This is a genomic window from Xylanimonas ulmi (assembly GCF_004216535.1).
GTDB classification, from domain to species: domain Bacteria; phylum Actinomycetota; class Actinomycetes; order Actinomycetales; family Cellulomonadaceae; genus Xylanimonas; species Xylanimonas ulmi.
In genome coordinates this window covers 2730042-2753318 of the sequence record NZ_SGWX01000001.1, presented here as the reverse complement: position 1 = coordinate 2753318, position 23277 = coordinate 2730042, and the positions used below count along the sequence as shown (strand labels likewise).

General features: G+C 68.8%; 19 protein-coding genes and 1 pseudogene. 11 read left to right on the top strand and 9 right to left on the bottom strand.

Annotated elements, in window-relative coordinates:
• Positions 1–83: 83 nt before the first annotated feature.
• Entirely contained in the window at positions 84–692 is a 609-nt protein-coding gene (locus EV386_RS12765) for a hypothetical protein (RefSeq protein ID WP_130415539.1), read from the bottom strand.
• An 863-nt stretch (positions 693–1555) separates the two neighbouring features.
• Positions 1556–1930 carry a hypothetical protein gene (locus EV386_RS12760; RefSeq protein WP_130415537.1) on the bottom strand — a complete coding sequence of 125 codons (375 nt, stop codon included), beginning with the start codon at positions 1928–1930 and terminating at the stop codon, positions 1556–1558.
• A gap of 745 nt (positions 1931–2675) precedes the next feature.
• On the opposite strand from EV386_RS12760, the gene EV386_RS12755 reads away from it, so the two are divergent.
• On the top strand, positions 2676–6251 hold the full coding sequence (locus EV386_RS12755; RefSeq protein WP_130415535.1) for a TM0106 family RecB-like putative nuclease: 3576 nt from the start codon (positions 2676–2678) through the stop codon (positions 6249–6251).
• 121 nt (positions 6252–6372) lie between these two features.
• Here the strand turns inward: EV386_RS12755 and EV386_RS12750 are convergent, their stop codons facing one another.
• From EV386_RS12750 to EV386_RS12740, 3 genes are all read right to left on the bottom strand, one after another.
• Complete coding sequence (locus EV386_RS12750; protein ID WP_130415534.1) at positions 6373–7146, bottom strand: hypothetical protein; 774 nt, start codon at positions 7144–7146, stop codon at positions 6373–6375.
• 367 nt (positions 7147–7513) lie between these two features.
• On the bottom strand, positions 7514–9055 hold the full coding sequence (locus tag EV386_RS12745; protein WP_130415532.1) for an ISL3 family transposase: 1542 nt from the start codon (positions 9053–9055) through the stop codon (positions 7514–7516).
• A 6-nt stretch (positions 9056–9061) separates the two neighbouring features.
• The gene (locus EV386_RS12740) at positions 9062–9433 is read right to left on the bottom strand and encodes an SAM-dependent methyltransferase (RefSeq protein WP_242607955.1); all 372 of its coding nucleotides are present in this window, start codon (positions 9431–9433) and stop codon (positions 9062–9064) included.
• Positions 9434–10003: 570 nt separating this feature from the next.
• Between EV386_RS12740 and EV386_RS12735 the strand changes: the two genes are divergently transcribed.
• Positions 10004–12067, top strand: a complete 2064-nt coding sequence (locus tag EV386_RS12735; protein ID WP_165399928.1) for a GTPase — start codon at positions 10004–10006, stop codon at positions 12065–12067.
• Positions 12064–13803: a GTPase domain-containing protein gene (locus EV386_RS12730; RefSeq protein WP_130415528.1), complete on the top strand. Its 1740-nt coding sequence runs from the start codon at positions 12064–12066 to the stop codon at positions 13801–13803. The genes EV386_RS12735 and EV386_RS12730 overlap by 4 nt, the downstream gene beginning before the upstream one ends.
• 48 nt (positions 13804–13851) lie before the next feature.
• Here EV386_RS12730 and EV386_RS12725 read toward each other — a convergent pair whose 3' ends face one another.
• The 4 genes from EV386_RS12725 to EV386_RS18735 form a co-directional block, all read right to left on the bottom strand.
• Positions 13852–14235 (bottom strand): hypothetical protein, encoded by a 384-nt coding sequence (locus EV386_RS12725; protein ID WP_130415526.1) that lies wholly within the window; start codon positions 14233–14235, stop codon positions 13852–13854.
• Positions 14232–15524 (bottom strand): hypothetical protein, encoded by a 1293-nt coding sequence (locus tag EV386_RS12720; protein WP_130415524.1) that lies wholly within the window; start codon positions 15522–15524, stop codon positions 14232–14234. Before EV386_RS12720 ends, EV386_RS12725 begins: the two co-directional genes overlap by 4 nt.
• 215 nt (positions 15525–15739) lie before the next feature.
• Entirely contained in the window at positions 15740–16039 is a 300-nt protein-coding gene (locus tag EV386_RS12715) for a hypothetical protein (RefSeq protein WP_130415522.1), read from the bottom strand.
• Positions 16040–16138: 99 nt separating this feature from the next.
• Positions 16139–16423: a glutaredoxin domain-containing protein gene (locus EV386_RS18735; protein ID WP_242608099.1), complete on the bottom strand. Its 285-nt coding sequence runs from the start codon at positions 16421–16423 to the stop codon at positions 16139–16141.
• Positions 16424–16849: 426 nt separating this feature from the next.
• Here EV386_RS18735 and EV386_RS12705 point away from each other — a divergent pair, with 426 nt between their 5' ends.
• The 8 genes and pseudogenes from EV386_RS12705 to EV386_RS12675 all read left to right on the top strand — a co-directional run bounded on the left by EV386_RS12705 (position 16850) and on the right by EV386_RS12675 (position 23063).
• On the top strand, positions 16850–17815 hold the full coding sequence (locus EV386_RS12705) for a hypothetical protein (protein WP_130415518.1): 966 nt from the start codon (positions 16850–16852) through the stop codon (positions 17813–17815).
• Between the two features lie 50 nt (positions 17816–17865).
• Positions 17866–18438, top strand: coding sequence for a hypothetical protein (locus tag EV386_RS12700; protein ID WP_130415516.1), 573 nt, complete (start codon positions 17866–17868; stop codon positions 18436–18438).
• Between the two features lie 51 nt (positions 18439–18489).
• Positions 18490–18855: a hypothetical protein gene (locus EV386_RS12695; protein ID WP_130415514.1), complete on the top strand. Its 366-nt coding sequence runs from the start codon at positions 18490–18492 to the stop codon at positions 18853–18855.
• Between the two features lie 3 nt (positions 18856–18858).
• A pseudogene (locus EV386_RS18730) lies at positions 18859–19131 on the top strand (ArdC family protein); the annotation flags it as partial.
• A gap of 332 nt (positions 19132–19463) precedes the next feature.
• Entirely contained in the window at positions 19464–19835 is a 372-nt protein-coding gene (locus EV386_RS18530; protein ID WP_207216534.1) for a hypothetical protein, read from the top strand.
• 551 nt (positions 19836–20386) lie between these two features.
• Positions 20387–20806, top strand: coding sequence for a hypothetical protein (locus EV386_RS12685; RefSeq protein ID WP_130415512.1), 420 nt, complete (start codon positions 20387–20389; stop codon positions 20804–20806).
• Between the two features lie 423 nt (positions 20807–21229).
• Complete coding sequence (locus EV386_RS12680; RefSeq protein ID WP_130415510.1) at positions 21230–21757, top strand: NADH-quinone oxidoreductase subunit E; 528 nt, start codon at positions 21230–21232, stop codon at positions 21755–21757.
• Positions 21758–21812: 55 nt separating this feature from the next.
• The gene (locus tag EV386_RS12675; protein ID WP_130416687.1) at positions 21813–23063 is read left to right on the top strand and encodes an IS256 family transposase; all 1251 of its coding nucleotides are present in this window, start codon (positions 21813–21815) and stop codon (positions 23061–23063) included.
• Positions 23064–23277: the final 214 nt, after the last annotated feature.

Here is a 23277-nt window from a genome sequence, read left to right as displayed (position 1 = left end):
GGTCTCTGCCTCTCGGTCGGGGTCTTGCCCTGTATGTGGGGTGGTGACCGGCGTCTGCTCCGACCCCGCCCCTCGGCGGCTCGTCAGGTGACGAGCTCGTTGTCCAGGCGGATGCCCTCGGGCGCCTGCCCGTCCTGGAACCAGGCGCGGAAGGTGCGGGCGGTGTCCAGGACGCTCAGGGCGCGGTCCGCGGTCAGGCGCAGCACGCCGAGTCGGTCCACGGACGTCATCTCCACCCCGCCGCGGGCCAGGCCTCGGCCGGGGTCGAACCCGGTGCTCACAAAGACGTCGTCGGGGGCGCGGTCGGTGTAGGCGGCCGTGTACTGGTCGACTGAGTCCGCCTGGAACAGCACCTCGCACAGCAGCCGGTCGGCGCCCGCGTCCCCGACAGCCTGCGCGGCAAGCGGCCCGTCGACCTGGTCCACGACGAGGAACGCGTGCGCCCCGTCGCGGCCGAGCAGCCCCAGCAACTGCAGCAGGTGCGCCCAGGAGCGCACCGGCTTGCTCGGCTGGTCCGCGCTCCAGAACCGATAGATGAGCCCGAACGGGTCGGGGCGGGCGGCGGGGCGAGCGGCGGCGTCGGCCTCACACCCAGGCAGGGACAGCGCCTCGAGGTCCAGACCCCCCGCCGGCGCGGCAGGCGCGGCCGGGAGGCCTGTGGCGGTCGGGGTGTTGGAACGGGGGCGGCGCATCGTGGCTCCTGTCGTCTGGTCGTGCTCCCTTGGTGGGATGGGGCGCCCGCCACGTCCAGCGACAGGTGTCGGCCAGTCGGCGGGCGACCCATCGACATAGGGGACCGGCGACCGGTCGGCATGTCGGTGGAGGTCTCGTCGCAGGTCAGCGGCCCGGGCCGCGGTCACAGTGGCGGGCTGGTCCAGGGGTGTCGTGGTCATCTCGTGCTCCCTCATCAGGTCGGTCCGGCAGCCCAGGCGGGCACTCGCCCGTCCTGGGGACCGGAGCCCGTGCGCGGTGCCTGACACGGGCCAAGACCGCGCGACGTGCTGTGGCCTTACCCCCTATGTGGGCGCGCATGGCGAGCCGTCGACCGCTCCGCGGGATCACGGGGCCGCACAGGGGAGGCCGCAGCACGTTGGGTGAGCTCGTGGCGCTCTCACGCAGCGCTCAGAGGCGGGCGGTCACCCCAGGGACGCGCGCGCGGCGCCGCACCGCGCCGAGATGCCCGCCTCGCACTCGCGTGCGCGTCGCCGCGGGCAGGCGGCTCTCACCGCTGTGCTCGGGCGCGTGGCGCCGGCACGCCGGGGGACGGCGTCGTCCCGCCCGGGGTGCGGCGCTGTCGCGGCGTTCGCAGCCCGCGAGACTCGAGCCGTGGCGAAGGGGAGTGATGGCGCGTCAACGTCGCGCGTGCCTGGTGCGTGGACCGCGGCGTGAGCTCAAGCGCGAGGCCGCGACGTGCGAAGCGCTCGCCGGCGCAAGCGGCGACTGGCCCGCTCGCCTCACGCCCACGCCGTTCAACCCGAGGGGGCGTGGCGGCTCCGCCCCGACGCGGGAGGCAGGCACAGTCCCGAGGCCGGGCAAAGGTCCCGTCGCGGTTGCCTCACTGAAGGCTCTCGGGGGCGGTGTGCTGGCGCAGGAGCCCGATGACGAAATGCGCCCGCTCGCGCGGGCTGTCGCCATACCCGAGGCAGCCCCGGCACGCGTCGCCGTCGCGGTCGGCCCATGTGAACAGGCGCTCGACGGGGCGGCGGGCGAGCGTCTGCGCGACGTCGTCGGACACCGTGCCGGCGAGCGGCTCGACCAGCAGGTCTACGCAACGCGTGATCGCCCCGGCCCGCTCCGCCGCCTGTCGGGCGCGCAACTCGGCCTGGAACCGCACCTGATCGCGCCGTTCGCGCTCCAACCGGGCGACCTCAGTGGCACGCCACCGCGCGAACGCGGCGCTCGTGGTGTCACCGTCCCAGTCGCGCGGCACGCCGCCGCGGGCTCCGCGCAGGCATCCATGCCCGGAGCCGTCGTGCCTGGTGCTCTCGTCACCGTGCGTCCTTCCCGTCGGAGGCGCGAGGTTGCCAGACGCCACCGACGGCCATGGAGAGTCGCCCGTTCTCGGCTCGGCCTCGCATGCGCCCTCGGCGGCCTCGACCGCCGCCGATCTGGTCACCATCACTCGCCACGGCCCCGATCCATCATTTGGATGCCGCGCGCAGAAACGAGTATCCCGTCCGGGCGCAAGTGGTTTTGGGCCAACTCGTGTCATGTTGTCGCACGCCGGGGCACCAGGATGCGCAGTGTTGGTCGGATTGATCACCGCGTTGGCGCGTGCGCTTTGCGGGCGGGGTTGGGTCGGTGGTTGACGTGAGCTATGTCTGCCCGCGCGCGCCCCCGTTTCAGGTGGGGGTGGTCTTCTCGGCGAAGAGAACGATTTATGAGAGCGGATTCGTGAGTGGTAGTTGCCGCGGTGACGTGTGCTAACGCTCTTCGGGTGCCGGGATGGGGCCAAGTGTCGGATGCGGCCAACCCGAGTTCTGGCGTCGACTCGCGGGTGTCTCGCGATTGCGGAGGACGATTCGTCACGCCAAAGTTGAGGTGCGCGCACGCCATGCGCTGGACTCAACGCGATTTCCGAGGAGACTGGGGCCAGATTGCATAATTCCCAACCCGTCGCGACATGCCGCCCGCCGTTGGGCGTAGAGAAGCCAACCCTGCAGGAGACCGGTTCAATGAAGATCCCCCAGCGATGGAGCGCGAGCCAACTTGTGGCCGCCGCCAATTGCGAGTACGCGTATGTTCGAGCGTTGGAGGGATCTCAACCTGACGTTGACGCAGACGCCATGCTGGAGCGGACCTCAGCGCTCGGCAGCGCCCACGAGGAGCGCGTCCTGGAAGCGTACCGAGCCGAGCACGGGCGCCGACTCGTAGAGATCCTCCGGCCTAGTGCCAAGGCCAACATCACGCGGATGGACGCACGAGCCGCGACACTGGATGCGGTCGCGGCCCAGGCTCCGGTGATCGTCCAAGCGGCGTGCCTGACCGACGGGTTCACGGGGTACGCCGACTTCCTTGTGCGGCAACCCGACGGTCGGTACCGCATCCAGGACACGAAACTCGCCCGCCACGCGAAAGTCAGTGCGTTGCTGCAGGTCGCCGCCTACGCCGATCATCTGCGCGAACTCGGCGTCCCCGTGGACGACAGCGTCGATCTCGTTCTGGGCGATGGCGCAACGACAACTCACGCCTTGTTGGACATTGAGCCGGTCTACGCGGTTCGGCGTCGTCGTATCGAGGAGCTACGGGCCGAGGTCTCGGCCGCGACCGAGTCGGTTGAGTGGGGCGATGGGCGGTACACCGCGTGTGGCCGGTGCCCAGTGTGCGAAGAGCAGATCCAGGCATCCCGGGACGTGCTGCTCGTCGCGAATCTCAACGTCAACCAGAGACGCGTCCTGCATGCCACCGGCATCGTGACGATTGACGATCTCGCGATCTCCGCAGGCGCCGTGCCCGGCATTGGCGCGGCGACCCTGGAGAACCTCCGCCTGCAGGCCCGACTCCAGATCGCCGCCGAGTCACTCGAGGCGCAGGCGGGTTCACCCCAGATCCCGCCGTACGAGGCTATCGCCCCCGAGGTGCTCGGGAAGATCCCGACGCCGGACGAGGGCGATATCTTCTTCGACTTCGAGGGCGACCCGCTCTACAACGAGGGCGGTGGCGGCAGGTGGGGTCTTGACTACCTGTTCGGTTGGGTCGACAACAACGCGAAGTTCGACGCCTTGTGGGCGCACAACTTCCGCGAGGAGCGAGACGCTCTGCGAGCCTTCCTCGACCACGTCGCCGAACGCCGTCGCACCCACCCGGACATGCGGATCTACCACTACGCGGCGTACGAGAAGACCCACCTGCTGTCGTTGGCTGTCCGCCACGAGACCGGCGAGGACGAAGTCAACGAACTCCTTCGTCAGGAGGTGCTCGTTGACCTGTACCCGATCGTTCGGCGTGCTCTGCGCGTCGGCTCGCGCTCGTACAGCATCAAGAAGCTCGAGCCGCTGTACATGGGCGACGACTACCGCGACGACGAGGGCGTGACCAACGCCCTGGGGTCTGTGGACGCATACGTGGCGGCGACCGAGAGGCGCGACGACGGCGACGCAGCCGGATGGCAGGCAGAGCTCGACAAGATTGCCGACTACAACGAGTACGACTGTCGCTCCACTTTGCGCCTGCGTGACTGGCTGCTCGAGGTCGCCGCGCAGCACGGCGTGTCTGCCGGCTCAAGCCGACGTTCCACGACGATCGACGAGATCACGGACGACCCCGAGAACGCCGCAGCCAAGGAGCCAACCCCAGAAGCCGCCGAGCGGACCCTCCTCGCTGAGAGTCTGCGGAAGTGGGCAGGCGATCTCAACGACCCCGACCGCACCGCCGACCAGCGAGCAGCCGGCTTAGTGGCTGGCGCGGTCCAGTTCCACGACCGCGAGAACAGGATCTGGTGGGGCGACTTCTTTACCAAGCGCAGCCTGGTCCCCGACGAGCTCGCCACCGCCCGCAACGTCTTCACAGTCGAGTCTGGCGCCGTCGAACAGCCGTGGCAGACCGACAGCCGCGGCCGCACAGGACGGAAGCTGCGCCTGACCGGCTCGTGGGCCGGGGGAAGCGACCCGTCAGGCGTCAAGGCGATCTTCCTTCTCTATCCGGCCGAGTCTGAGCATCTGGTCGGCAAGTCCCCGAGCGTGCTTCTCGCGCCAGCGTTCTCCGGGAGTGTCTCGAGCCTCGAGGACGACGGCAGCATCATCGTGCGCGAGAGTCTGCCCGAGGGCCAGACTCCCCACGACGATGTGCCCGCCTCGGTGGTCCCAGGACCGCCGCCGTCGACCGCCCCGCTCCAGGCCGCGATCTCGGAGTGGGCTGCGCGCGTCCTGGACGACCTTGACGCCAACGACGGCGCCTTCAGCGACGAGCAGAGCGATCCGATCCTCGACGTGCTGCGCCGCATCCCCCCTCGCTCCGCCGAAGGGACGCTTGCAGAGGTCGTCGTTCGCGACAACGGCGAGCCAGACGCGGTCGCGGCGATCGTCACGTCCCTGCTGGAGCTTGACGGCTCATATCTCGCGGTCCAGGGCCCACCTGGAACCGGCAAGACCTACACCGCCGCCCACGTCATCAAGCACCTCGTTGAGGACTACGGCTGGAGGGTCGGGGTCGTCGCCCAGTCCCATAAGGTCATCGAGAACGCCCTAGAGGCCGTCACCTTGGACGCTGGCCTCGACAAGGCCCGTGTCGGCAAGAAGTACAACTCCGGGAACTTGCCACGGCACCCGAGAACCGGCGAGAAACTCGACGCGAAGGCGTTCCGAGAGATCGAGCCCGAGTTTCCCTACACCGTCGTCCACACATGGAAGGGATTCACGGAAGAGGACTTCCTCGCAGCGAACGAGGGCCGCGGCTACGTCTATGGGGCGACCGCTTGGAGCATCAGCGGCACCCCATGGGATCTGCTCGTCGTCGATGAGGCTGGCCAGTTCAGCCTTGCCATGACCGCAGCCGCCCAGGGCGAGGCCAGGCGGATCCTGTTCCTCGGCGACCCGCAGCAGCTTCCGCAAGTCTCCCAGGCGTCACATCCGGAGCCGATCGACGAGTCCGCCCTCGGATGGATCGCAGACGGCGAAGCCGTGCTCCCCAACAACCTCGGGTACTTCCTGGCCCTCACCAGACGCATGTCACCCGCGCTCACCGAGGTGGACTCCCACCTGTCCTACGACGGCGAACTCGAAGCGCACACCATCACAAGCACACGGCACCTTGCGGGGCACGCTCCGGGCTGCCACCCGGTGCCGGTGCCTCACAGGGGGAACATCCAGGCCTCGACCGAGGAGGCCGCCGCCGTCGTGAGGATCATCCGCGGCCTCTTGGGCGCGACCTGGAGCAATGGCGACGATACGGGCCGACCGCTGGTCGAGTCCGACTTCATCGTCGTCACCCCCTACAACGCCCAGCGTGTCACGGTCCGGGAAGCCCTGCGGGCGGCGGGGCTCGGAGGCGTCCCCGTGGGAACTGTCGACAAGTTTCAGGGGCAGGAAGCCGTCATCGCTATCGTGTCGATGGCCGCTTCTGACGCGCGTGAGGTGCCACGTGGCATGGACTTCCTTATCGATCGCAACCGCCTCAACGTCGCGATCTCCCGTGCCAAGTGGGCGGCCTATATCGTCCACTCTCCGCACCTGCTCGCCCACGTTCCTCAGACCCCTGAGGCGTTGGCGAGGCTCAGCGGCCTCGCACGACTAGTCGATCCGCGCGGGCTCTGAGCGAGTCGAGCAGGCACGGGCCGTGTGAGTGAGGCGTTGAGACAAAGCCGAGTTCCACGCTGCCGCCGCAGAGTCCCAGCCCTAACCGGCGGGGCTGCGCATGGGTGTCCGTCACTGGAATCTAGGGGAACGCGACCTCGAACGTCGAGCCCTCTGGAGCCTGCTCATCCGGGAGAAGGGCGACGTCGAACGTAGTGACGCCTCCGGCAGGTAGTTCTTCGACCATGTCCGTGAACACTTGCGTGACCTTGCCGTCGGAAGTCCGGATGATCAGGGCCACCAGGACGAATGGCAGGTCCTCTTCCGCGACGTTGTGCAAGGGGGCGGTCAGCGTCTTCATGCCGTCCGGCGACACGCCTTCAGTCACCTCGCCAGCCGTCACCTGGGCGCGGCCCTCACCTTCCGAGGGTGGTCTGGCGTTGAACTGTGATGTCGCGGGAATGTCGATCCTCAGCGAGGCGACCTGCGCCTCGCCGACGTCGGGAAACAGGGCGACCAGCTCCTTGCGCCCGGGGGCGAAAGAGTCCCATCCCACGATCGAGTCGAGAACACCCCCTGTCTCGTCCAGCGCCTCGACGACGATCGGTGAGTCAGGCCCCGCGTCGAGCGAGATCCCGTTGTTCGGGTTCTCCACGACTACATACGACCACCAGTACCCCAGGCGTTCTCCGAAGGCGGACTCGACCACGACGAGGTCCTGCACGCCGGGGTCGTCCTGCTCGGGTGTCGCCTGAACGCTGGGGTCTGGCTCGTCTTCGACGGTGTTCGTGGGTTTGACGGCCGGCGGCGCCACCGGCGCTGGTGTCGTCGGCTGTGCGCACGCAGTCAACGACGAAAGCGACGCCAGCAGCGCCACCGCGGCGAGACCGGAAGTTGTGCGAGTTCTCAGGTTCAAGACGCCCCCTTGTTGAGACTGCCGCGCCGACGCTTACGCCGACGCCAGGACATGCGAGAGGACGTCACCGTCCCCTCAATGGTGACGACGCGTACGGCCTACGGGTATGTCGGCCGCGCGGTCATAGTCGGCGTCTGCGCACGTTCGGTGCCGCGCGTCCACCGCAGGTCGAACGTGAGCGCGTCCACCGCCTCGCGGTCCGAGAGGTTGTGCAACGTCTGCAACACGATCACCGCCGTGGGTGGCCAGTGCGAGCCACTGCTTGAGCTGGCGAAGGAGCGCTCGACGACGTTGCGTCCCTTGTAGGCGAGGGTCTGTAAAGCCAGCGGCGCTGGCGCACTTTCGGTGGTGTGGCCTGTGGTGACGCTCAGGCTGTCAGGAGGATGCGGTGGCGGAGGAGGTCGAACCCGGCGCGTCCGTACGTCTGGCGTTTGAGCATCTTGGTGCGGGTGTTGACGCCCTCGGTACGTCCGTTGTGGTGGGGCAGGGTGACCGCGGCGACTACGGCGTCGCGGTCTTGCTCCAGGCCGCGGACGAAGGAGTGGGCGTGCGGTAGCGGCGCCGCGCGGGCCTGGTCGATCCAGGCGGTCAGGGCGTCGCTGTTCGCCTCGTCGGGGACGAGCAGCCTGGCGAACGCGCCGACGAGGTCGTGCAGGGCGGTCATCTCCGGGCACGCGCCTACGAGCTGCCGAAGGCGTTCGGTCTGCCGCTCGGTCAAGGTACTGGGGCGAGTCAGCAGGAGCCGGGTCGCGCGCCGCGGGGACAGGTGGGAGTGCTCGTCGAGGTGGCGGTGCTGGCCCAGATACCGGTAGAGCAGGTTCTGGCTGCCCGTGTAACCCAGGGCACGGATCTCGGCGAGGAGCTGCTGCACGCTCACTCCGGGCTCGGCTTGCCGCCGCCTGCGCAGGTGGTCGCGGTAGGGGTCGACGAGGGTGGCCCGGTACCGGGGTGGGCGGGCGATCTGCTCGGGTTTGGCGGCCCGGTCGTACCGCTTGACGGTGTTCAGCGCGATCCCCAGACGCCGCGAGCAGTCCAGCAGGCCGACCCCGGCGTCACGTAGGTCACGCACCTGCGCCCAGCGCTGGGCGGTGGTCTCAGCGATACGGCCCGTGCGCATGCCTGTCGCAGTGGTCGCGGCCCAGCAGGCCGAGTGGGCGGCGACCTCCTTGCCGACGGCGTCGCCCAGGCCGTGCCACAGGTGCCACCGGTCGGCGACCTGTGTCGCGTCCGGCAGGACGTCGCGCACGGCCTGGGCATAGGTGGTCGACCCGTCGCGGGTGACGACCTGCACCCCGCGATGGTCGGTCAGCCACGCCTTGACGACCTCGGCGTCGCGGCCGGGCAGGACATCGATCCGGCGGCCGGTGTCCGCGTCGATCAAGACGGTCGCGTAGACCTGCCCGCGTCGCAGCGCGAAGTCGTCGATCCCCAGCACCCGCGGCACCACCAGCGCGGGGAGCGCGATCGCGCGCAGGACCCGCAGCGCGGTGTCTCGGCGCAGGCCCATGCCGAGCGCGGGCGCGAGCCGGGCCGAGGCCCGCCCGGCGAGCTCAGTCACCACCGCCTCCAGGGCCACGGTCAGCCGGGCCGTGCGCCGTTGGTAGCGCTCGAGCACGCCCGGGACCTGCTCACGGAACGTCCTGCGCGGGCAGTGCGGCGACTGGCAGACCAGGCGCCGTACTCGGACCCTCAACTCGACCCGCACCCCAGCGACGGGCAGGTCAGCCGGAGCGCGCTCATGCCACGCATGCAACCGCGTCGATGGCCGCCCGCAGACCGGGCAGGCGACCGGCCCGCCACACGTCACCGCGGCGACGACGAGCCCGTCGTCACCCTCCTCGACGTCTTGGACGACCAGCCCGTCCAACCCTGCGAACACCGCTCTGACCAGCACCGACGCGTCGAACACGGCAGATCATGACAGACCAGGCGAACCACCCTCAACCGCCCGCAGCCACCACCTAAAGTGCGCCAGAGCCGCAGACCGTACAGACCCGCCCTCGGCGCGCGCGACCTGGCGAGCGTGCGCCACCGACCGGCGTGAGACGTCCACCCCGTGCACCGCGACACCACCGTGCGCGAGCCGGCAGGCGTAGAGACCTGGGCCGCAGCCGAGGTCCAGGACCCGGTCACCGTGCCCCAGCCCGAGGACCTCGACGATCCACCGTGCCGACCGGTCGATGACCTCGTGTGTCCGGGAGGCCGCTTCCACGTCCGGGGCGAGATGGGCGGCGAGCATCTGCGCAGAGATGTGGTCGTCGTCCCAGAACACCAGCGTAGTGAACACGGGGAACGGTGCGAGGGCTGGGCCGGTCGCTATCACGGCTCCGAGTCCCTCGGGCAGCAACGTGCGCCGTCGACGCGATTACCTCGCGTGGCGCTGACGTCCGCCGCCAGCGGGCGAGGACGGCCTCCCGCGAGAGACCGGCAGCTCCCAAACCGGACTACACCCTGGATCGTGATGTGCCCGATAGCCCATTCCGAAACAGGCCCTAGAAGGCTGTCGTGGCCTTCGCTGTGAGTCGGCGCGCGTAGCCGGCCGCTGCAGGCCCCTCGTCGACATGACCCCACCGCACGTGGCGGTGAACCGTGGTAGCTCAACTCCGGTGTCGTGCTGTGCAAGCAGGGAACGAGGCAATCCGCGCCTCGTCCTGACCCGAACATCCTGCCCGTGTTGAATGGCCGCACGAACATCCGACGCTCGCGGGAGAGGCAGTCCATGGCAAATGCGCTGTACGGGATCTCTCGCGCTCCCGGCCCGCAGTGGGCACGCGAGGTCTTGTGCGGCGTTGAGCCGGTCGTCCAGAGGTCGTCACCGAGCGACCTGCGCGCGCACGTCGTCTCCACCGGTCGGTCGGTGGCCGACCTGCTGACGGGTGCTGCCGCACGGATTGACTCGAACGAGTCGCTCACGCCTGTCGTCGACGCGCTGATCGCTGCTGCCGCAGCCGTTGACGACGGTGCCCGGCAGGCCGCGCATGACGACGTCGCTGAGCCGTTTCGCGTCGTTCTGATGGGCTCCACGATGGCCGGGAAGTCGAGCCTGTTCGAGTACCTCACGGGTGGCGACGGCGCCCGCGTCGGCGACGGGGCGCCGCGCTTCTCCAGAGACAGCATGGAGCGGCCGATTACGGTCGAAGGCCTCGAGTCAGTCGTCCTCGTCGACGTCCCGGGGGTTGCTGCGTTCGACGCCCCCGAGGACCGCGAGGAGGCTTTCCGCCAGGCGCAGTACGCGGACCTGGTGCTGTGGACCCAGAGCACCACGGCCGCCCAGGAAGAGACGGGACGTGCGCTTGAGCGCCTCGCGGACCTGGGTAAGCCGCTAGTTGTCGCACTCAACTGCCGCAGCGACGTCACCAACCCGCTGAACCGGATCGACCTCCTCCAAGAGCCCGAGCGCATCTTCGGCGGCGACGTTGAGGAGTACATGCGACCCATCGAGCGCTATCTAGCTCGCGCGGCGGGCCGCTACGCCGGGCTCGCGAAGATCCACGCCCAGGCCGCCTGCCAGGCACAGTTCGCGGTCGACGACCCGACGGAGGCTGAACAGCTCAGGTCGGCGAGCCGCGTCGTCGACCTTGTCGACCTCATCCGCGCCGAGCAGGACGCCACAGCGACCCAGCGGCGTCTGGTGCGCGTCGCGGACATCGTCCGGGTACCGCTGAGCGTCGCCCATGGACTGGCTGACCAACTCGCGACAACGACCGCTTCCCAGGAGGTCGCTGCAGAGCGGCGGCGGGTCGCCGTCGGCAGGAAGTCCGGTCGTGCGGTCGACGATGCAGCGCTCGTGATGAAGACCGCGATCCGACGATCGGTCGAGGCCCGACGCCGGTGGGTCGCGCAACTCGACGTCGACCTCAAGGACTCGACGATCAACGACCTGTGGCGCGACGAGGTCACGTCGCTCAACGCCGAAGTCCGGGCGACCGTCTCCCAAGCACGCGATCGGCTGCGTACCAGCCTCTCGTCGATCGTCGCCGACGCGGACGCCGAGTGGGCTCGAACGGCAGCACGCGAGTTTGAAGGCCTGGACGGTGGCGGTAGTGCGCGGTGGAACCTTGCCGCGAAGATCATCGGCCACGGAGGCCTCACTGTCGCCGCGCTGCTCGGCGGGGCGAAGGGCGGCGCCGCCCTCGGCGGAGTAGTCGGGACCCTCATCGGCGGCCCACCGGGCACGGCGATCGGCGCCGCTATCGGTGGTGCCGTCGGTGTACTCGTAGGCGGGTTCGCGTCCGGCGCCAAGGCGCTCAGATCCGGGATCAACAAGATCGCGGACAGTTGGTTCCGCAGCAAGAAGGACGTGCACGCGAGGCGGCGACGTCAACTAACCGACCAGTTCGGCCCGCTCCTCGATGACGTCGAAGCCAGCCTCGACACACAACTGGCAAACGAGATCGAGGCGTGGCGCGGGGCCATCGCCGACGAGGACAAGCGTGCAGCCGCGTCGGTCGAGGCGTTCGAGGCGGCAACGCGCGTCGTCTACGGGATCCAGACGAGCCTCTCGGAGACCGTCGCGGAGCTCGACCTCCGCCTCACGCGCGGTCTACTCGCCGAAGCGGGTCGTGGCCGCCTCGCCGGGGCCGTGACCCGCGCGACCCGGTTGCGGGGCGCCGGCATTGCCGTCGACCTCGCGGGCGATGACCTGACGGAAGCCATCCTCTACCCGCCGGAGCGGCTCGTCGAGACGCTCACGCCCGTCCCGTCGTCGTCGAGCCGCGGCATCACTGCCTTCCACGTGCTACGGGGCGCCACCGACGGCAAGATCACGGTGGCGAGTCTCACCCGGGACAACGTCCACCTCCACCTCGGCTCACCCGTCCCGGACGGGGTGCTGTCGACGTGGCGCGACCTTGCCCAACTGCACTCCGGCGCCGACGCCGTGCGCCTCACCCAAGATGCCGCAGAGGAGATCGCATCATGACCGGAATCCACGTCCACGATCTCGCCGTCGCCGCGCCGACACTCCTGGGGCAGTTTCGGGACGTAGTGTCGGCGGCGCCTGAGGCATCTGCAGGCGAAGCCGCCCGCATCCTGACGCGAGCCGTGCTCAAGCCTCGCGAGACAACCAAACTCGTCCTCACGGGCCAGTTCTCGGCTGGCAAGTCCAAGCTAATCGCCGCGCTTACCGACGGTGTGCACGCGCCGAAGGACTCGCCCGACCGGGAAACGGACACGGTGTCCGAGTACCCGTGGGATGACGTCGTCACCCTCGTCGACACGCCCGGGGTTCAGGCCGGCGTGAAGGAGCATGACGAGCGTGCGTCGGATGGCGTCTCTGGTTCGGACCTCATTCTATTCGTCGTTCCGCCGGAGATGCTTGACGACGCGGCGGCCGAGTACCTCCGGTTCCTCGCGATCGACCGCGCCCAGTACGCGCAGATGATCGTCGTGATGACGAAGGTCAACACCGTCCCGCGCCCGCCCGGCGGCCGGGCGCGGCTCGTCGAGCAGGCTCTCGGCCCCGTCGGGTTCACGCTCCCGTTCGCCGAGGTGGACTCGGTCGACTATCTGCGGAGCCGGGAGGGTGGCGCGTCGGCAGATCTACGACGCCAACAGTCAGGCATTGACGAACTGCGCCGCCTCATCAACGGTCTCGCCTACGAGCGAGGCGACCTGGCCCGGCTCCGCCAACCGCTCATCCTCGTCCGCACCCTCTGCGACGAGGCGATGCCACTCTTCGCGGACAGCGGCCTCGACGCCGACGCCCTGCATGTCCTGGCTGATCTCCGCAAGGCAATCCTCGAGCGGAAGGGCGGCATCACATCGGCATTCGAGGGCGCAGCGACGCGGTTCCGGGCCGACTGCCTCACCGACGTCACGGCCTTCGTCGACCGCGTCACGAACTACGAGACACAAGCTGAGGCGGATCGCGACCTCCCCGAGGCCGAGCAGGCATGCGTCGCAGCGCTCGATCGCCACGCGGACACCTTGGCCGCAACCGTTCGGAGCCTCATCGAGCAGCAGATGGTGATCCTCGAGCAGCAACTCGAAGAGGCCGGCGAGACGGCCGCCGCCGCCGCGCTCGTCGACGCCGCCACGCCCTTTGACGCCAGATCGGGAAGACTCCGCATCGGCGCCTTCGGCCCCCGACGGAGTGCCCAGCCAAGCCGGCCCGCGTTCAACTGGAACCAAGCCACCGACCTCCTCAAGAAGGGCAAGGAGTGGTGGGTCGGGGGCGCTCAGAACGTGGGCGGTGGCCTTAGAGGTCTGAAGGGATCGCCAGGCCACGAGATCGTGCTCAAGGTCGGACACTTCTTCGACCACAAGTTCAAACCCTGGCAGGCACTCAAGATCGCCGACAAGATCGGCAAAGCCGCCGGTGTGGCAGGCTTCGTCATCCCCATCGCAGTCGACACGTTCGCCATCGTCAAGGAGGAGCGAGCGGCCCTGGATGCGCAGCGAGCGAGCGAGCGGCTGCACGCTCGTCTCGTGACCGAGGTAATGGCGAACGCGGACGAGATCGTCAGCAAGGCACGTCAACAGCTCTGGAGTGCGGTCGATCCTGTCTTGGATGCGATCCTCGCCGACATTGCTTCCGCACGAGCCGAAGGCCTCGCATCTCAACGAGACCGGATGTCAGGGGCCGACGCGCTGGAGCGGATCGCCGGTGAGGCTGACCGGCTTCTCGCCGCCAGCGCCTCAACCCCGCTCGTCTAGGCACGAACCCGCTGGACCAGTGGCGTTCTTGCACGCCCGAGACGTCGGTCAGCGCGTCCTCGTCTTCGCCAGCCACCCGGCCGCGGCGACGAAGCCAACGACCGCCAGAACGAGGAGTGCGACGCCAGCAAAATTCACGACAACCACCCCCAGGGCGCCACCAACGGACCGCCCCGCAAGGAGGAGTGCCACCACCGCCGCGGTCGAAAGGACGATCACGCGCGGCACGTTCTCGTGCCAGTCCGTCGGCTGTGCCTTGTGAACCGGCACACGCCCGATGAGGATCAGGGCCGCGGGCGTACCTACGAAGATGAACAGGTACGCGGCCAGTCGCTCGATGACGGTTCCGCCCGCGCCCAGGCCGACGAGCCACAGGCCGCCGCAAACCACCAGCGCGGTCCGCGCGGCCTTGGTCACCACGTCGAGGTTCACAGCCCTGGCCCTACCGTGCCGGTCGCCGCAGTGGGCGGCTCGTACTCGTGCCCGCCACTACTACGCTCCGCCGCCCACATGGCCTCATGTTCCGCCATGGCCTCGGCGTACCCAGGCTCGTAGATCTGCCTTTGCAGGTCGCGGAGGAGTTGTCGCGGGTGCTGAGAGTCGAGGGCGACGTCGTCCGACGGCGGCACGATCTCGGTGCGCTCGATCTCGCCAGCGAACCAGGCCCGATCCCGGGCGCCGGACGGCTCTGCGGCGAGTGGCAGCTGATCTCGTCCCAGCGACCGCGCGACCTCAACCAGGTCCGGGTGCCCAGCCGGCGTCATGGGTTCCCATCGGCGGAAGCCCTTCTTGATCACGCCGATGTTGTACCAACCGAGCTCGTCCGTCTCCTCGAAGAACCAGGAGGTGCGGAGCGCCTTGATCAAGATGTCGGACACGATGCGGTCGGCGTCGAGCATGGCATCGGTGAGCGCCGCCATCTCGGCTTTCGTGACGGCGCCGATGTCGCGGAGCGCGTTCGCTGACGCCAGGAGGTGGTTGCGCGCGAGGTCGTCCGCAGGCAGGTCGTCGGTCATGATGCCGCTGTTGACGTTGAGTAGCTCCTTGCCGATCATCCCGTAGGCACCGGCTCGTTGGAGGAGTTCCTCGGACTTCGTCATCTGACCGGCCTCGAACGCGAGTCGGCGAAGACGCTCGCTGATCGCGAGGTGGCCCTTCGCCACGTACCTCAGCAGCATCACCGATGGCAGTCGACCATCGAGGTGGGCGTTGCTCGCCCGCATCTCGTTCAGCACCGTCGCCGCGGGCGATGGCGAGAGCGAGAGCGGATGGCGGTAGCCCATCTGGTCGATCACCGTGCCGTAGCTCTCGCGGGCGGGATCGCCGTAGGGCCACCCGCGCGCGAGGTCAGCAGCCGTCCAGAGCGCCACGACCTCGTCGACTCCCGGCTTCTCGCCGAACGACTTCCAGCCCTTGAGGTTCTCGTAGCGTCCGTCGAGCCGGAGTAGCGCCACCGCGATTTGGGCCGCGTCGCGTGACGCGACCATGCCGGGCATGCCGACAAGGTTGCGCAAAGTGGGCAGTTCGCGCTCCACCAGTGCGACGCTGGCGAGCGCCGCCTGCCGCCACGCCTCAACGAGCGGGATCTTGTGCGGCCGCGTCAGGCGCGTCTGCCCGGTGCGTGGGACCTCGCGGATCGCGGCCACTGACTCGAACCGCTCGAGCAGGCTGGTCAGGTTGAGCATCGGGCGGAGCCCGGGCGCGTGGTCGGCGTTCGCCACGGCATGCCGTGCGAGCGTCACGGTGGCGCGGAACACGACGGCACGGAACCGCTGGATGTCGTCGACCAACGCCTCGTGACGAAGTAGCGGTTCCAGCCCGGCGGGCCCGTCCTCGTTCCCGTGCCGCCGGTAGTCGCCGATGACCGTCTCCGGTCGTCGGACCTGCATGACCTCGGCGAGCGCGTGGCGCAGGTCTCTCGTCACGGCGCCGTACGTCATCGTCGGCCTGACTCAAGGGCCCACGCGTCTTCGAGGTCAGCGACCAGGAGCATGAGCGTGAGGTGATCGACGTTGTCGAGGCGTGCGATCGCGGTGAGCGCGTCGACGGCGCCGCTGAAGATCTCGCGCCGGTCGGTCGTGGCGAGCGGCACCGCGGGCGCGAGATCGTCCGGCTCGTACATCTCGTCGAGCGCGAGCAGGATCCAGCCGTAGGCCTCGGGCGCGCCGAGCGCTTCGAGCGCCGCGAGGTGCGAGCGGGCCTTGCCGTAGAGGCGGAAGTGCTGGTCGTCGATCATTGCGGGTCCTTTGACTCGGGGGGAGTTCTGCGTCACGCAAGCACCGGGCGGAGTCGCTCGGGGATGGCGGTTCGCGATCTGCGGACAGAGCCGCGTCGTTCACAGGCGTGGCCCGACGACGGCGGTCAACGCCGACGGCGGCTCCGGATCGGGGAGGTCGGCGATGCGGTCGGGTCGGAAGCCTGACCAGTGCTCGCCGTCGGGCGTCACGACGACGGGAACTTGGAGGTACCCGAGCCCGCGGGCGAGTTCGAGCGCTTCGGCGTCGTCGGAGACGTCGACCTTGACGAGCGCGACGCCCTTCTTCGTGAGCGCTCGGGCGGTGGCGTCGCACTGCACGCAACCGGGCTTGGACAGCACGGTGAGCTTGTCGCGGTGGAGCACCCCGGAGACGGCATCGACGGTGAGCCCGGTCGCGTCGGCGAGGGACTGGAGCGTCCCGTCGAACGCGGCGAGCGCTCCGACGAGCCGCGCCTCGGCGTGTGCGAGCCGTGTGGCGGCATCGCTGTACCCGGCCCCGGCGTCGCCGAGCGTGTCCTGCCCCGCGATGACGCGCAACGACGACTGGTTCGCGAGGACACGAAGCCCTGGGTCGTCGCGATAGACCTCGGCGTTGCGGCCGACGGCCCGTTCCAAACGAGCGCCGTCGTCGGGCGTTTTCGTGGTCATCGTCGTCCTCCTCCACCTGGTACATCGCGCTCGACGTGCGAACCCGGGCGGCGATCGCCCAGGCAGTTCGATCCGTGACGGCGATGAGAGAGGTGAGCGAGCAGCGCGGCCCGCGCCGCTCCCGTCCCCTCAGGAGGAGTCGTGACAACGACCGACGACGGCGTCGAGACCTTCGACGTGACCCGCACGCTGCGGGACGCGGCCCAGCACCGGCTTCGTCGCACGACGACGATCGGCGAAGCGCTTTACCACCAGGCGACCGCCAAGGCCGCGGCCCTCGCGATACTCGCGGAGTTCCCCGAGGCCGTGTTCCTCGAACTGGACGAGTCCGACCAGGACGGCAGCGACTATTCGCCCGGTGCGATCCTCAGCGCCGACGGTGCGGTCATCGCCGCCGACTCCTTCGGAAGTGCCGCCGACACGGCCGTGCGGTGGAACAACCTCATGGACCTCCACTACGGCCCGCTCACCGATCTACCCGACGAGTTCGAGTACGACTACGAGAAGCGCGAGGCCGTCCCGCCATACCCATGGCTCGTCACCGTGGAGAACGACCGTGGTGGGCGCATCGGCCGTCTCGACCTCCGTGTGGCAGCCGAGATCGACCTCAACGAGGCCGTCGCAGAAGCATTCCCGACGGCGGCCCTGCCCGACCTGCCCCGTCACCTTCCCGGCCGTCGACAGCTCACGGGGGAGGAGATCGCGGCACTCGCGATCGACGCCGTCGTCGTGCCCGCGGCCCTCATCGACACCGGCGCCCGGCACCACGTCCCGCTGCCGGCGTGGCCCGTCGACCGCGGCAAGCCGAGCGTTGCCGGCGGTCGCACGAGCGACGGCGTCACTCATCTCACCGTGTCGATGGGCAGTTCCCCGCTACTGAGCGTGCGCGGAACCTGGAACGGAGAGCGGTACAGCGAGGAGTACTCCTGGTACGCGGACTACCTGACCCTGACCGAGAGGGACCAGGTAGAGGCGTGGACGCAGGCCGTGTGGGTGCGCCTCACCGACGCGATGGACAACGTCGTCGACCACGCCGTTCAGCGACGCTCGACCCGGTGCTTGCGCGAGTCGCCACGGACGCCCCGACGCCGTCGGCGGACGTTCTGACGGATCTCTCCGCGCGCGGCATCGCCATTCCGTCAACGCTTCCGCCTGCCGTGCCGGCGAGCCCCAGCCTGGCTGAGATCACGCGCGACCTGCACGTCGGGGACAGGACCACCCTTCGTGACCTCGACCTGCCCGAACTCCCCGGGTTCACGCGAGTGACGCTGACCAAAGCGTCCGAGAACGCGTTCACGGTGGACACCCTCGTGCAGTTCACCGCTGAGCGACTCAACGAGCTGCTCACCGCCGCGTGCGGGCTCGATGTCGACTTCGCCCCTACCTGGATCGCCGACAACCATGAGGCGCTGCACGCCCACATGGAACGGCGCAACAAAGCCCGCTGGCTGCCCTCACCCGTCGACGGCCAGGCGGCGCAGGTGCGCATAACCGTCACTGGTGTGCCCGCGTCCACGCCCGCGCTCGGGGTCGGCGACCACCTCTACGGCGACCCCAATGTCCGCGCGTTCCTCGACGATCACCACCGCGGCAGCCTCTGGCGCGACCTCGCGGCCGCGACCGGGCTCCCCATCGCCGAGACGCGCGAGCAGAGCCCGGCCGACGTGGCCCAGCTCATCGTCGCGGACCGGGGCCCCGAGCCCCCTCACCCGTCGGGCCCGGCGGCATGAGCCGACCCACCGTCCGACACCCCAACCGCGCGCGCTGGCAAGGAGAGAGCAATGGTCCCGAGGTTCACGCACCCCGCGTTCCACAGCACCACGTTCGACGCCGTCCGCTATGGCGACACTTGGAACGGGTTCGCCACGCCCATCGTCGACCGCGCCACGCTTGAGGAGCTGCTTGACGTCCTCGATGACAACTACGTCCGCGGCTGGGTCGACGGCGAAGACGTGCTCCGCGTTGAGTACTTCGACGGTCGAGGCCGTCCCGGCATGTTCGATGACGTCAGCCCGCTTCCGGATGGCACCTACGACCTCGGGCGCCTCGGATGGACGTTCGAGCTCGCGGAGGATCCCGTCGTCGACGACGTCGACCCACTGACTCTTCTCGACGCTTCGCATGCCGCCCGCGACATGGGGATGTGACCCGTGGCTCGCAAGGTTCGCACCACCAAGTCGCCCGAGGAGCGTCGCGCGGAGGCCGAGGCGCTCCACGAGACGATCGCAGCCGAGGTCGAGAAGCTCCGCGACTCGACCAACTGGACACGGTTCCTCGAGTTCTCGCAACACATGCACAAGTACTCGATCGGGAACGTCTTGGCGATACTGGCACAACGCCCGGATGCGACCGCAGTGGCCAGCTACCGGACGTGGCAGGCCTGCGGCTACCAGGTTCGACGTGGCGAGCACGCGATCCGGATCTTCGGTGGGCGCGCCGTCACCGATGTCGCCGAGGACCCAGCGCTCGGTGAAGAGGCCGAGACGCGACGTATGCTCTACTTCCCCGTGCCGGTCTTCGACATCAGCCAATGCGACATCGTCGACCCGGAGAAGGCGGCAACGGCTGTGATCGCTGAGCGGCTCACGGGCGAGGACCCCGAGGGCATCTTCGACGCCGTCGTCGACTACCTCACCGACCAGGGCTGGACCGTGACGCTCGACCCGATCCCCGGCGAGACCAACGGCTACACGATGATGGACGGCAGCAAGCGCATCGTCATCGGCGACCGCCTGGCGCCGGGCATGCTCGCCAGGTGGGTCTGCACGAGGCAGCCCATAGTGCTCTCCATGCCGACGATGCCGACGGCGAGTACGTCCGCCACCGCGGCATCAAGGAGACCGAAGCGGAGAGCGTTGCCTACGTCTCGGCGGGCTTGCTGGGTCTTGATACCTCGACCTACTCGATCGGGTACATCGCCGGCTGGTCAGACTGCGACCCCCAAGTCATCAAGGACACGGCCTCACGGGTGCTGCGCTGCGCCCACACGTTCGTGGAGGCGCTTACGGAGCCCCCGGTTGTTGAGCCTGTCGAAGCCACGCCGCGGATCGACCCTGCCGATCTCGACCCGTCGAACCTCAACCCACCGCGCGTGGGCATGGACGCCGCCGGCGCGCTCTCGCTGTAGTCGTCCGCACCCGTGCGTGTCCACAGGCTGCCGCCCGAAGCGAAGTCGTCCACAGAACCCGTTCGGGCAAGACATCGGGCAAGACATCGTCGTTTCGGTGGTGCCCATGAGCCAGGCCGAGAAGATCTTCCGGCAGCACGACGAGGCGCCCACCGGGACGTCCTCCGCGCTCTACCGGCAACTCACCCTGGAATGGGTGCACCTCCACAGACGCTCCGCGACCTCGAAGACCGTGGAACTCTGGGGCGAGGCCGAACCAACCCTCGCCGGCTTCTCGCGGCCGGGCGACATCGTCGACGCCATCGACGCAGCGGCCGACGCCGACAAGAACGCCATCCTGCTCGCCCTCCTGCGGCTCGCCGCCGCCGACGAACCACTCGCGAGCCGCACACTCCTCCAAGCAATGCTCCCGGGGCCCTCACGTCTCGCGGCGAGAACCGAGGCCAAGCACCCGAACGGTGACCCCGACTCGGCCGCGTCGACCCGCCAACTCGTCCTCGAAGAGTTCCTCGAGGTCGCGGCGGCCTACCCCATCCAGCGGCGTCTCGAGCGTGTCGCCGCGAACCTCATCCTCGACACTCAAGCGCGTCACGCGGCACCTCGCGGAACATGTGCCGGTACCTTTCGACCCGACGCCGCTCTACGCCGACGCCACTCCGCCCGGCGACTTCGCGACCTACCGCGAAGCCCGCCGCCAAATAGTCGACGACGGCGAGCATCTCAGCATCGACGCCATCAGCCCAGACTCGGACCTCCTCACCGTCATCGCCTGGGGCGTTAAGCAACGCACCATCACTCGCGAGGACGGTCAGATGCTCGCGACCGTCTACCAACCAGGGATCGAACGGCGTTGGGGCTTCGATGAGGCCAGTACACGCCTTGGAGCCTCGCGCTCAGCGGTCAAGATGCGCTGCTCACGCGCGGTCGCAAGGCTCGCCGAAGCATGGCGTACGGAAACCACAATGGCGTGAACGACGGCGACCCGCTTGCCTGAGTCCTCGACGACGACCGAGTTGCAGACGTGCAGCACAATCGCGCTGACACGCCGCCGCAAATCCGTGATCCCGGGCGTGTCAAGTCCATCGCAAAGAGCGCGAGCACTGTCCCGCAGCGCGCGGTCGGCGCAACGCCTCATCGAATACTGAAAGGTCGCGTCTGATTGCCGGGCACCTCGAGCACCACCACATGACGATCCACCCGCGCGCCACGAGAGGTAGTCGCAATCGGACCTGCCCGCCGGGCTGACGCCCAGCCTGGTCCCAACGAACACCCTGCGGATGACGTCACCAGATCTCGGAGTGCGCACATTGCGCCGCGGATGAGCGCCACACGGGCTACGGCAGGGCCTAAGGCGCTCACGATTGGCTGTAGACGGAGCGACGACTGGAGTGACGATGCCTCAGCCAACGACCCTGCCGAGCGAAGCGGCCAAGGCGCGGTTCGCAGCGACACTGCGCCTGCGGACGGAGATTGGCGTCGCATCCGGGCGCGATGATGGCAGCAGCGCATTGCGGGCGCTGGTCGGCGCGGGCTGCACGATCATGTGGCTCCACGCCAAGGTGACCGCGTTCGTACCATCGGCAACGCTCGACGACGTGCGCGACGTCGTCGATGCCGAACGACGCATCGCCGGACCGCTTCTCATCATCGACGCATCCCCCGAACGGGATCCTGAGCCAACGAGTGGCTCCGCACCCGCACCCGCACCCGCACGCAACCGTGACCGGGCGTTTCCCAAGCCTTCTCGCGGCACCACTAGGCCGTCTCAAAGCGGCACGAAGAAGGTGGCCGAGAAGAGGCGCGCAATGCCTCCCGCCCAACAGGATTCCTCGGTTCGTGCGCTTTCGGCCCCACGATCGCCCGCGCGATCGACGTGGGACTTCCGCAGGAACGGTGGGTGGCTCAGCCTGACCGAGAGGTAGGGCTGTGACAGACACGACCATGACCGCTGCGGCGGTCGAGCAGGACCCGGATCTGATGATCGATCAGGTGACCGGAGAGATCATCGATGAGCGCGAGCTCGCGCAGCAGTTGCTCGCGCAGGCCAAGTCCCAGGGAGTCTCTCTGGTTGGGCCCGGCGGGCTGCTCGCCTCGCTGACCAGGCAGGTGCTTCAGACGGCGTTGGAGGCCGAGATGACCGAGCACCTCGGTCACGAGCACGGCGGCGTCCCGGCGGGGACGAACATGCGCAACGGCACCCGCGCCAAGACCGTGCTCACGGAGATCGGCCCGGTCGAGATCGAGGTCCCGCGGGACCGGGAGGGCACATTCGAGCCGGTCGTCGTGCCCAAGCGCAAGCGCCGTTTGGACGGTATCGACGCGCTCGTCTTGTCTTTGTCCGCGCGTGGGCTGACGACCGGAGAGATCGCCGCGCATTTCGACGATGTGTACGGCGCGAAGGTCTCCCAGGACACCATCGGCCGCATCGCGGAGAAGGTGTCTGGGGAGATGGCCGAGTGGGCCAACCGGCCGCTCGACCGCGTCTTCCCGGTGATCTTCGTCGACGCGATCGTCGTCAAGGTCCGTGACGGGCAGGTGCGTAACACCTCCTTCTACGTCGTCATGGGCGTCACCACGGACGGTGAGCGGGACATCCTGGGGATCTGGGCCGGTGACGGCGCCGAAGGGGCACGGTTCTGGCTCCAGGTCCTCACCGAGATCAAGAACCGCGGCGTGGACGACGTCCTGATCGCTGTGTGCGACGGGCTCAAGGGCCTGCCCGACGCGATCACCACCGTGTGGGAGCGCACGATCGTCCAGCAGTGCGTCGTGCACCTGATCCGCAACTCGTTCCGCTACGCCGGCCGGCAACACCGCGACGGCATCGTCAAGGCGCTCAAGCCGGTCTACACCGCGCCCACGGAGGCCGCCGCTCGGGAGCGGTTCGCGGAGTTCACACAAGAGTGGGGCGGGCGCTACCCGGCCATCGTGAAGCTCTGGGAGAACGCGTGGGCTGAGTTCGTGCCCTTCCTCGCCTACGACGTGGAGATCCGCCGCGTGATCTGCACGACGAACGCGATCGAGTCGATCAACGCCCGGTACCGACGGGCCGTGCGCGCCCGCGGGCACTTCCCCAACGAGGCGTCCGCGCTACGGTGCCTCTACCTGGTCACCCGGTCCCTGGACCCGACCGGGGGCGGCAGGGCACGCTGGATGATCAGGTGGAAGCCCGCACTGAACGCGTTCGCCATCACCTTCGCTGGCCGACTCGAGCCGGCGAACAACTAGAAACCGCTGGGCTCACCCACCGTTCCTGCGGAAGTCCCATCGACGTCCGCCGTGCGGCGTCGCTGCATCTGTGGTGCCGTCTTCGATCGAGAGCTTGCTAGCGAACACCGTTGCGCTGAGCTTCTTCAGCGAGAAGCAGCCCGTCTCCGCGCACAACGAGAGCGGCGGTTTCGCGGAGCAACGAGGACGTGCCGGGCCTGCGGCCGTGAGGTCC